This is a genomic window from Flavobacterium sp. 123, from assembly GCF_003634825.1.
Classification (GTDB): domain Bacteria; phylum Bacteroidota; class Bacteroidia; order Flavobacteriales; family Flavobacteriaceae; genus Flavobacterium.
This window is the reverse complement of record NZ_RBXD01000001.1, coordinates 2,607,120-2,618,770: the sequence shown is the minus strand read 5'-3', so window position 1 is coordinate 2,618,770 and position 11,651 is coordinate 2,607,120. Positions and strand designations below refer to the sequence as shown.

At 30.3% G+C, this 11,651-nt stretch carries 7 protein-coding genes; 6 read left to right on the top strand and 1 reads right to left on the bottom strand.

Annotation, left to right across the window (positions count from 1 at the left end; translation table 11 throughout):
• The first annotated feature begins 12 nt into the window (after positions 1 to 12).
• From C8C88_RS11490 to C8C88_RS11470, 5 genes are all read left to right on the top strand, one after another.
• Positions 13 to 801, top strand: coding sequence for a hypothetical protein (locus C8C88_RS11490; RefSeq protein WP_121338259.1), 789 nt, complete (start codon positions 13 to 15; stop codon positions 799 to 801).
• A 782-nt stretch (positions 802 to 1,583) separates the two neighbouring features.
• Complete coding sequence (locus C8C88_RS11485; RefSeq protein ID WP_233549333.1) at positions 1,584 to 4,952, top strand: PAS domain S-box protein; 3,369 nt, start codon at positions 1,584 to 1,586, stop codon at positions 4,950 to 4,952.
• Positions 4,953 to 5,007: 55 nt separating this feature from the next.
• Complete coding sequence (locus tag C8C88_RS11480) at positions 5,008 to 5,868, top strand: neutral zinc metallopeptidase (protein ID WP_121338257.1); 861 nt, start codon at positions 5,008 to 5,010, stop codon at positions 5,866 to 5,868.
• Positions 5,869 to 5,969: 101 nt separating this feature from the next.
• Positions 5,970 to 6,650, top strand: a complete 681-nt coding sequence (locus tag C8C88_RS11475) for a hypothetical protein (protein WP_121338256.1) — start codon at positions 5,970 to 5,972, stop codon at positions 6,648 to 6,650.
• A gap of 287 nt (positions 6,651 to 6,937) precedes the next feature.
• Positions 6,938 to 8,056: an acyltransferase gene (locus tag C8C88_RS11470; protein WP_121338255.1), complete on the top strand. Its 1,119-nt coding sequence runs from the start codon at positions 6,938 to 6,940 to the stop codon at positions 8,054 to 8,056.
• Between the two features lie 67 nt (positions 8,057 to 8,123).
• Here C8C88_RS11470 and C8C88_RS11465 read toward each other — a convergent pair whose 3' ends face one another.
• Positions 8,124 to 9,659, bottom strand: coding sequence for a YifB family Mg chelatase-like AAA ATPase (locus C8C88_RS11465; protein ID WP_121338254.1), 1,536 nt, complete (start codon positions 9,657 to 9,659; stop codon positions 8,124 to 8,126).
• A gap of 411 nt (positions 9,660 to 10,070) precedes the next feature.
• Here C8C88_RS11465 and C8C88_RS11460 point away from each other — a divergent pair, with 411 nt between their 5' ends.
• On the top strand, positions 10,071 to 11,396 hold the full coding sequence (locus tag C8C88_RS11460) for an ammonium transporter (protein ID WP_121338253.1): 1,326 nt from the start codon (positions 10,071 to 10,073) through the stop codon (positions 11,394 to 11,396).
• The last annotated feature ends 255 nt before the right edge of the window (positions 11,397 to 11,651 follow it).

The window sequence follows — 11,651 nt, the reverse complement described above, 5'->3', positions numbered from 1 at the left end:
CCGAACTGCCCCATGAAATTGACCGAGAAAAGAATAGAAGAAATAAAAATTAATGGATACCAATTAGAATTTGAAAATGTTTTTAATCATGCTTTCGAGAATTATAAAAAAATAGCGCTCTACGCAGGATTAGCCTTATTTGTATTTTCAGTAGTTATCGGTATTGCAGCTATAGCTATAATCTCATTTTATTTTGGAATTGCTTTTTTAAATGAAAAGTTAGCTGAAAATTTAAAAATCGAGAATCTTTCCGGAATTTATTTGGCGCTTTATTTTTTTGTTGTTGTTTTTCTTTCTGCTTTTTTAAGTCCCTTTAATGCTGGTTTTCTAAAAATGGCTGATTGTGCTGAAAAAGACAATGAATTTCATGTCTCTACCTTTTTTGAATATTACAAAACGCCTTATTTCAAAGAACTCTTTATTTCAACAGCGGTTATAACAATAATCAGTAGCGGTTTATCAATGCTTTTTGAACTTGTAAATATTGATATTGTTGGATTTTTAGTTTCTATATCAATTTCATTTTTAACGGTTTTGACAGTTCCATTAATTATTTTTGGAGACTTAAAAGCAATGAATGCTATCCAATCTAGTTTTAGCATTGTTTTAAAACAACCTTTCGTTTTAATTTTATTATTATTTGTAGCTTTTATAGGTTCTCTAGTTGGATTTATAGGTTGCTGCATTGGAATATTCTTTACAATCCCATTTATGTATTCTATGCACTATGCCATTTATTGTGCCATAATAGGAATAGATTCTATAGATGAATATGAAGAAATCGGTCCTGATCCCGAATAATTCAAGCCCAAATTCTACTAGATTTATTTTTATCTAAATAAAGTTCTAGTCCCAAATTAGAGGAAAAAATTGATCCCCCACAATTAAACCCAAATCTAACAATGGTATATTGCTATGGCACTTTAATACTATCTATCTCAAATATTACCACCAATTTTTCTGATAGTTTTTCGTTTTTTTTAAATTATATCAAATTAATTCCAAATGATAAAAAGCTTTGGATTTTAATTCCTGCATTACTACTCTTTTTTGTTTTACTGATTTATAATTTCTTTAAAATTAAATCGCAATTAAAAAACAAAATCACAGAGAATAATACCACCATAAATTATATAAATAAAGAATACCAGCTTTATCTATTTTTTATGGGTGTGACCATGATTATCACCGAAGTTGTTTTCGAAATTTTTAAAGTAAGACCAAAAAGTCTACTGGAACTCAATTTTTTAGTAGGTGTTTTTGTTCTATTTATTCATTTTTTGACCAAAAAAACTACCTTTTTTTACAATAACATAAAAGTCATTTTTATAGTGATTTACCTATTGTATTTTTCTGTTGTAATTCGCAATATAATAGTTTACACAAATGATATCATTCCAGTAATCGCCTTTATTGTTTTGTTTTTCTTCTCGTATTGTGTTCTTAGACCGATAAGACTATATTGGACCTTTGTTGGCTTCGTTTTCTTATTTGTTTTTAGCATATTAATTTTTGAATTAGTCCCTATAAAAAGAGCCATAATCATATTGAATTATTCTATTATAATTATGATTATTAACTATATGAGACACATTTCATTGCTGAATATAACAGATAAGTTTCACTTTACAAATGACATCATAAACAAAGGAAATACTCTTACTATTGCTACCAATAAAAAGGGAGAAATTTCTTTTTGTAGTGAAACTATTTTTCCTCTTTTAGGATATACTCCAGAGCAAGTAATGGGTTTAGAATTTTGGAAACTTACTGAAGATACTGAATTTATGAGTCAGGAATACCATAATACTTTTTCAAATAATGAATTTTATATTCGAAAATTAAAATGCAACAACGGAGAATATAAGTTCATCCAATGGAAAAGCAAAAAACATTCGAAAGATTTAATTGTTAGTATCGGACAAGATATTACGGAACAAATAGTTGCAAAAGATCAATACAAAAATTTAATTCAATCCGCTAACGACCTGATTTTTGAAGTAAATGACGATGGCGATTTTACGTTTATAAATAAATTTACCATCAAATCATTAGGCTATAGCGAAGAGGAGATTTTAGGCCGGAATTATTCTGAATTTATCAGACCGGATTACATCAATACCATGATGACTTTCTACCAAGATTTAGAAGCTAATGAACATGATTTTCCAATTGTTGAATTTCCTTTGATAAAAAAAGATGGAAATGAGTTTTGGATTTCACAAAAAGTGATTATCCGACGAAATGATTTAGGTAATATAATTGGATATTCAGGTATTGCCAGAGATATAACCAAATCAAAAAATATTGAAGCTGAAAATAAAATCCGTCAGGCAAAAATTGAAAAATACAATTCAACTATAAAAAAATTATCGACTATAAATTTCAGCAACTATGAAAGTACTGATGTCGTAATTAAACTAATTATTGAAGCTGCTGCAAAAGCATCACAAACAAACCGAGTTAGTTATTGGAAATACAAAGAAAGCCGTATCGTTTGTAAAAATCTATACTTTCTAGACACCAATAGTTTTGGTAAAAAAATAATTTTAAAAAAAGAAGACTTTCCTATCTATTTCAAATCTATAAATAGCAATACCTTACTCAATGCACCAGATGTTTTTGAAAAACATGAAGTGTCTGAATTCAAAACCGATTATTTTTTAAATAATAACATCAAATCGTTACTTGATATTCCTATTTTTCTAAATGGCGAGTTAATTGGAATTGTCTGTTTCGAGAACACCTCCATAAAAGTAAATTGGGATAATGAAGATATTAATTTTGCGAGAACAATTTCAGATTTTATCTCACTAGCTATTGCTTCTCAAAAACGAGATGAAGCAGAAAAAAAGTTAAAATATAAAAGTGATCTTTTATCTGCAATGGCCATTTGCACCGAAAAGTTTTTGAGCAGCAAAGACATTGATGCCATCTTTGATGATGTTTTAATTATCATGGGGAAAACAACCAAATCACATCGTGCATATTATTATGAAAATGACGAAACTACAGGATTGATTAGTCAAAAATACCGATGGATAATTAATAATGATACGCTGACTGAAAATAATATTAACCTTCAAAACTTGCCGCATCATTATTTTGAAGAATTATTAAACCCGCTTTTAAATAACAGAATCTATAAAGCTATTGTTCGAAAGATTAAGAATGAATCTTTGAAAACCAAATTATCGAATATTGAAGTCGCTTCAATAATTATTTTTCCCATTTTCGTAAAGAATAATTTTCATGGTTTTTTAGGTTTCGATGACACTAAAAACGAAAGAATATGGTCTGAGGATGAAGTCAATATTCTAAAAACATTAGCTCGAAATATATCCTATTCCATTGAACGAATTACGAATGAAACCGCAATACATGAAAGCGAAGAAAAGTTTCGATTATTAGCGAATAATATTCCAGGCACCGTTTATTTATCCAAATTTGATGAGTACGCCACTAAAATTTATATTAATGATGAAATAGAAAAACTAACGGGTTATCCAAAAACTGATTTTCTAGATAATAAAATATCATATATTGATTTAATACATCCTGAAGATAAAGAACGAACTATATTACAAGAAAAAGAAGCCATTCTAAAAGGAGTACAAATTCATCTTGTTTATAGAATTATACATCGAACAAATAAAATTGTTTGGGTAGAGGAATTTGGTGATACCATCTATAAGGAAGGAAAAATTGTTTTTATAGAAGGAATTTTCATTGATATCACCGAAAGAAAACAAACTGAAACTGTCATTAAAGCCAAAGAATTAGCAGAAGCTGCAAACAGAGCAAAATCCGAATTCCTTGCTAATATGAGTCATGAAATCAGAACACCTCTCAATGGAATTATTGGTTTTACAGATTTACTGATGAAAACTAATTTAGGCAGAACTCAGGAAAAATATATGACTACTATAAATCAGTCTGCTAATTCGCTATTGGAAATCATAAATGACATCCTTGATTTTTCTAAAATTGAGGCTGGAAAATTAGACTTATTTATTGAAAAACAGGAAGTAAACGAAAGTTTAACTCAAATTATTGATTTAATCTCTTATGAATCAAACCAGAAAAAACTCCAATTAGAACTTAATATTGACAATGATGTTCCTAAATATTTTTGGACTGATATCGTAAGGTTAAAACAAATCCTAATTAATTTATTGTCGAATGCGGTGAAATTTACCGAAAAAGGAACCATTCAATTAAATGTAACTGTTCTCGACAAAAAGGAAGAGCTGAATACTATTCTCCGATTTGCTGTAATTGATTCTGGTATTGGAATACTCGAAAAAAATAAAAAGAAAATTTTTCAAGCGTTTTCACAAGAAGATGGTTCCACTACCCGAAAATTTGGTGGCACAGGATTAGGTTTAACAATATCAAACCAGTTATTAGCTTTAATGGATAGTCATTTACAACTGGAAAGTAGTATAGCTATTGGAAGTACATTCTATTTTGATTTAAATTTAAAAACCGCTACTTTTCGTACAGAAGAAGAGGAGGAGGATCTAGAAAATCAAAAAACTAGTACAGATGACATGTTTTTTGAAATTAAAGAAACCCATAGAAATCTAAAAATAATGATTGTTGAAGATAATAGTATTAACATGTTATTACTAAAAACGATTCTCAAGAATTTATTTAAAGAGAGTTTAATTTACGAAATTAAAAACGGAAAAGATGCTGTAGACCAATTTGAAACCATAAAACCTAATATAATTTTTATGGATATTCAAATGCCAATAATGAATGGGTATGAAGCTACCAAAGCAATTAGAGAATTTGAACTTGGAAAAACCATTCCTATAATCGCTATTACTGCAGGAACCGAAAAAGAAGAAAGAGAAAAATGTCTTAATGCGGGCATGGATGATTACATTTCAAAACCAATATTAAAAGGAATAATTGAGGAAACTGTTTTAAAATGGGTAAAATAATACCTAACAAAACCTACTGATACAATACGATTTTTTAATCTAAAAAAACAATACTATGAAATGGAGCGGCAGAAGACAAAGTGAAAATATGGAAGACCGCAGAGGAATGTCTTCTGGAGGAAAAACAATTCTAGGTGGTGGAATTGTAGGAATTGTAATCTTACTATTAAATACTTTTGGTGGTGAAAATGCTCAAATGTTAACCCCAATATTAGAACAATTCAACAATCAACAACCCGCACAAACAGAAACAAGAGCATTGACAGATTCAGAAATTGAAGAAGGAAAATTTGTTAATGCTATATTAGTTGACAACGAAGACGTTTGGGCAAAAATATTCCAAGAAAACAATTTACCCTTTGAAGCTCCAAAATTAGTTTTGTTTAGCGGACAAGTAGAAACCGCTTGTGGTGGCGCAAGTTCTGCTTCAGGTCCATTCTATTGTCCTGGAGATAAAACAATTTATATGGATATGTCATTTTTTGAAGAATTACGAACAAAATTTGGTGCCGAAGGTGGAGATTTTGCAGTTGCTTATGTAATTGCTCACGAATTTGGACACCATATTCAAACATTGTTAGGAACCTCTAGTAAAGTTCAGGAGCTACAAGGAGGCAAAAACGAAGTTGAAGGAAATAAACTCTCCGTTTCTCTTGAATTACAAGCCGATTTTTATGCCGGACTTTGGACACATTACAATCAAAAAATGAAAAATATTCTAGAACCTGGTGATATTGAAGAAGCCTTAAGTGCAGCAAATGCTGTAGGTGATGATGCCATTCAAAGTAAAATGCAAGGACAAGTTGTCCCAGATTCATTTACTCATGGAACTTCTGAGCAAAGAATGTTTTGGTTTAACAAAGGTTTTAAATCAGGTGATATCAAACAAGGCAACACGTTTGCTGACTTACAATAAAAACAATTAATAGCGTAAACCAATATATTTAAAAAAACTGATTATCATATATTTATTAATTCTACATCATTTTAGCTGAACAAAATAGAAAACTAAAAAAAATGAAAATAAAACTTAATTTTAAATTTATAATTGCTTTTATGGCGTTGACATTTGTACTTGGGGAAGCTCACGAAATTGTGCATACAACTGTTGGTAGAATAATATGCGGATGTTGGGGTTTACGAGATTTTAACAATTGGGGGATTTGCGAAAGTTGTAATAATCCTTTTGCTATATGGGCAACAGTTGCTGGTCCAGTTTTCACATTCATTATAATATGGGTAGGTTATTTAATGATTAAGAAAAACGAATCTGAGAATAAGAAAATTTTAGGATTTTCATTACTATTTGCCTCTCTACCATTTGCAAGAATACTAAATGCTATATTAGGAATTGGGGATGAAATTACGGTATTAAATAAACTTCTAAACAATCATACATTAGCTTGGATTATTGGATTAATTGGAATTTTATTATTGACGCTTTTTCCATTAATAAAAGCATATAAAATAATAGAAAATAAAAATAAAATTGGGTGGTTTTTACTTTTCTTATTGATTCCTACTATTTTATATATCTTAATTATTTTAGTAGTACTGAACACATTATTAAGCAAAGAAATACTAAGTGAATATTGGATTTTAGGCTCACCAAAATTAGTTTCAATTTGGACTTTTAGTGTACTATTATTGTTATTAATTACTTGGAAAAATATTTATAAAATAAAAGCAGAAAAATAAAAAAAAAACCCACGAAAGCCGTTTGACGAAATTGAGGTTTAAGCCCCACTGGAACTGGCCGAAGACTAGCAACAACGGAAAAGAATGTTTAAACAAAGGCTTTAAATCAGGTGATATTAAATAAGGCAATACGTTTGCTGACTTACAACAAAAAAATAATTAATAGCGCAAAGCAAACCAAAATTGGGTAGCTTTACAAAGCAGAGTAGTGCCAATTTATCATTTAGTATCCACTTTTGAGCTACAGAGATAGAACAGAAAACTTAAAGAGAGAAAAATAAATTATTGTGGTTTCAGATAATATAAAAACAGAAAAATTTAACGGATTAGATCATTTAAGAGCATTGGCAATTTTGTTAGTTTTCTTTTTTCATTATTTCATATTAAGTGGTGGAGAACCAAAATGGTTACCTGATTATGCAAGATTTGGCTGGACAGGAGTTGATTTATTTTTTGTGTTAAGTGGTTTTTTAATTTCATCTCAATTATTTTTGAAAATCAAACAAGAAAAAAATATTTCATACAAAGAATTCTTTTTAAAAAGATTTTTTAGAATTATTCCAGCTTATATAGTAGTTGTTGGAATTTATTTTATTTTTCCCATTTTTAGAGAAAAGGAAAGTTTACCCGCAATTTGGAAATTTTTGACTTTTACTCAAAACTTTGGAACAAACTTAAAAGATTATGGGACTTTTTCTCACGCATGGTCTTTATGTGTGGAAGAACACTTTTACTTTTTCTTGCCTATTATCTTAATTGTATTACAAACTAAAAATCTTTTTAAGAAATCGTATTGGTTATTAGTGTTTCTATTTATTTTTGGTTTTGCAATCAGGATTTATAGCTGGAACAATTTTTACATTCCAAAAATAAACGATGAAAACTCTTGGTTATATTGGTACAAGTTTATTTATTATCCAACTTATAATAGACTTGACGGACTTTTAGTTGGAGTTTCAATCGCTGGAATTTATCAGTTTCTTCCAGATTTTTGGAACAAATTATCAAAATTTGGAAATCTGAATATAATATTGAGCTTAATAATTTTAACTTGTGCCTATTTCGTGTGTTATGAACAGCAAACATTTTATGCTTCTATTTTTGGTTTTCCTTTAATTGCAATTGGTTACGGATTTTTAGTAATTGGTGCAATAAGTCCAAATAGTTTTCTTTTTAAATTAAAATCAAAAACAACAACATTTATAGCAACATTATCATTTACTATTTACTTAACACACAAAGGAATAATTCACATAACGCAACATTTATTAGAAAACACAAAAGTCGAAAGTAATTTAATAGTACTTATCTGCATTGTAACTTGTACTATTGGAGCATATTTAGTAAATCTCTTAATTGAAAAACCATTTATGAAGTTACGAAACCGAATAATTGATAATAAATAAAACTGGTACTCGTGTAGACGAGACTAGTAGAAGGAATGCTACATTACAAACTAGCAATAAGCAAAAATCACCCCAACCAACCATCACGATCTAAACTTCTATACTGAATAGCTTCTGCAATATGAGAGGAATTAACATCTAGTGCGGCTTCTAAATCTGCAATAGTTCTAGATACTTTAAGAATCCTGTCATACGCCCTTGCTGAAAGATTTAATCGTTCCATAGCTGTTTTTAGTAATAGTTTAGACTCTTCATTAAGGACACAATATTCTCTAATTTGCTTGGAATTCATTTGTGCATTATAATGTATGTTTTCCATTTGTTCGAAACGGCTGGTTTGAATTTCACGAGCCGAAGTCACTCGTTTTCTAATTGCTACGCTGCTTTCTGCTTTTTGATTATCTGAAAGTTTTTCAAAAGGAACAGGTGTTACTTCAATATGTATGTCAATTCGGTCTAGTAAAGGTCCGGATATTTTACTTAAATACCGTTGCATTTCATGAGGAGAGGACGTTTGAGGCGAATCAGGATCGTTAAAAAAACCACTCGGACTCGGATTCATACTTGCAACAAGCATAAAAGACGAGGGATATGTTACAGTAAATTTAGCTCTAGAAATTGTAACTTCTCGATCCTCTAATGGCTGACGCATTACTTCTAAAACATCACGTTTGAATTCTGGCAATTCGTCTAAAAACAAAACGCCATTATGCGCCATAGAAATTTCACCTGGCTGGGGATAACTCCCTCCTCCTACTAAAGCTACATTAGATATTGTATGATGAGGACTTCTAAATGGTCGCTGATTCATCAAACCAACTTCTTTTAGTTTTCCGGCGACACTATGAATTTTAGTTGTTTCAAGTGCTTCTCTCAAAGTCATTGGAGGCAAAATACTGGGTAAACGTTTTGCAAGCATTGTTTTACCAGCTCCTGGCGGACCTATTAATATAATATTATGACCACCCGCAGCAGCAATTTCCATACATCTTTTAATACTTTCCTGACCTTTTACATCGGAAAAATCAAATTCTGGAAAATCTAATGTTTTATAAAACTCAGCTCGAGTGTCAATTATGGTTGGTTCTATTGAACCGTTACCTTCCATGAAATCTATAATATCCTTGATGTTTTCAATACCATAAACATCCAATCCTAAAACTATTGCTGCTTCTTTTACGTTTTGTTTTGGAAGAAAAAAACCTTTAAAACCTTCTTCTTTCGCTTTTATAGCAATAGGCAAAGCACCACGAATAGGCTGTAAACTCCCATCAAGAGAAAGTTCACCCATAATAATATATTGGTCTATTTCATTTGATTTAATTTGGCCAGAAGCCACTAAAATCCCCATTGCTAATGTTAAATCATAAGCAGATCCTTCTTTACGCAAATCAGCTGGAGCCATATTGATGGTGATTTTTTTACCTGGCATTGCATATCCATTATTCTTCATGGCTGCAGCAATTCGGTAACTACTTTCTTTAATCGCATTATCAGGCAAACCAACTAAATGGTATCCAATTCCTTTATCTATATTAACTTCAACCGTAACGGTAGTTGCTTCAACTCCAAAAACGGCACTACCATAAACTTTAACCAACATATAAAATTGTTTTTTTAAATGTAAATTAAAAATCAATACAAATGCATTAAATTATGGTATTTATCTTGTTAAATTATTAATTATCAAAAAACATTAAATCCAAAACAAAGAAAAATAAAGACATTTAGACTAATTCAGAAAAATAGACAAACCAACTAATTATTTTTATTATTAATTTTAATTGACCAATAGAATCAATAAAGAAACTCAACAAACACAATTAAAAATGACCATTTTTAGAAAAAGCACATTAATAAATTACAAATTATAGTATTATTTTAAAGTTCACCCCGTAAAAATAAGGGGGGTAAAATACAAATATGACAAAAATTAATTTTTATTTGTGATTTTTAATGGGGGTTTGAAATGATTTTATACTTTTATCGAAATTAAAAACTAAAAACTAAAACTATGCGAAAGATTATTTTAAGTGTGATATTGATCACAATTTTGGTATTATCATTTTTTTCAAATTATTTTGTTGTTGATTCAGCAACTCTAGGTGCACACGTTGTTGCCTTAAAATTAGATACTGGAGACACCGCTTGGATGATAGTTGCTTCCGCTCTTGTATTGATAATGACTCCAGGACTTGGCTTCTTTTACGGAGGTATGGTTGGAAAAAAGAATGTAATTAGTACAATGTTACAAAGTTTTATGGCCATGGTAATTGTTACTGTACTATGGGTTGTAATTGGATTTGGATTATGTTTTGGACCATCAATTGGTGGATTCATTGGAGATCCTTCATCTAATTTATTTTTTCAAGGTGTAAACTCAGGGACTGCTTGGGAATTAGCACCAACTATTCCATTTATTTTATTTGCTTTCTTTCAAGCAAAATTTGCAATTATCACACCTGCATTAATAACTGGAGCTTTTGCAGAACGTATTCGTTTCTGGGCTTATTTGTTATTCATGACATTATTCATATTATTAATATACGCTCCATTATGTCACATGACTTGGCATCCTGATGGATTATTCTTTAAAATGGGAGTATTAGACTTCGCTGGTGGTACAGTGGTACACATGAGTGCTGGTTGGGCTGCTCTTGCTGGAGCAATGTTCTTAGGAAAAAGAAAAGTTCAAAAAGTTAACCCTGCTCGTATTACTTATGTGTTATTAGGTACAGGTTTGTTATGGTTTGGATGGTTTGGTTTCAACGCTGGATCTGCTGTAGGTGCTAGTGGACTTGCTGCACAAGCATTAGGAACTACTACAGTTGCTGCTGCTGCTGCTGCAATGGCTTGGGTATTCCTTGATAAAATTTTAGGACATAAATTATCTGCTATGGGTGCTTGTATTGGTGCGGTTGTTGGTCTAGTTGCTATTACTCCTGCTGCTGGTTTCGTAAGTATTCCTCACGCAATTACAATTGGTATTATTGCTAGTATTGTAAGTAACCTAGTAGTTAGTAAATTCCCTAAAGGAAAAATTGATGACGCTTTAGATGTATTTGCTTGTCACGGTGTAGGCGGTATGGTTGGTATGCTTTTAACTGGTGTATTTGCTTCAAAATCTGTAAACGCAATTGTAGGTGATAATCAAGGTTTAATTTTTGGTGATGCTACTTTATTTTTAATCCAATTGAAAGCTCTTGTATTAGTTTCAATCTTTGCATTCTGCGGTTCTTATGCACTATTCTTTATTGTAAATAAAATTACTCCTCTAAGAGTTAGTGAAGATAAAGAAGAATTAGGATTAGATATTTCTCAACACGGAGAATATTTGTAGACCTTTCTTTAAAATAAATTTAAAAACACTCTAAAAATTAGTTTTTAGAGTGTTTTTTTTTGTTTTATACTTAGATTATTGCCTTTTATTACTGCTCACTATCCATTTTAGCACTCAAATAATTGAGACATATATAGCTATAAAACTTGTAATTATCACTTTAAAAATCATTCTAATACCAACATTCATGTTTAAATAATCTCTATTCTACAAAAACTTAACTTCAACATATTTAAACTATTACATATTTAAACT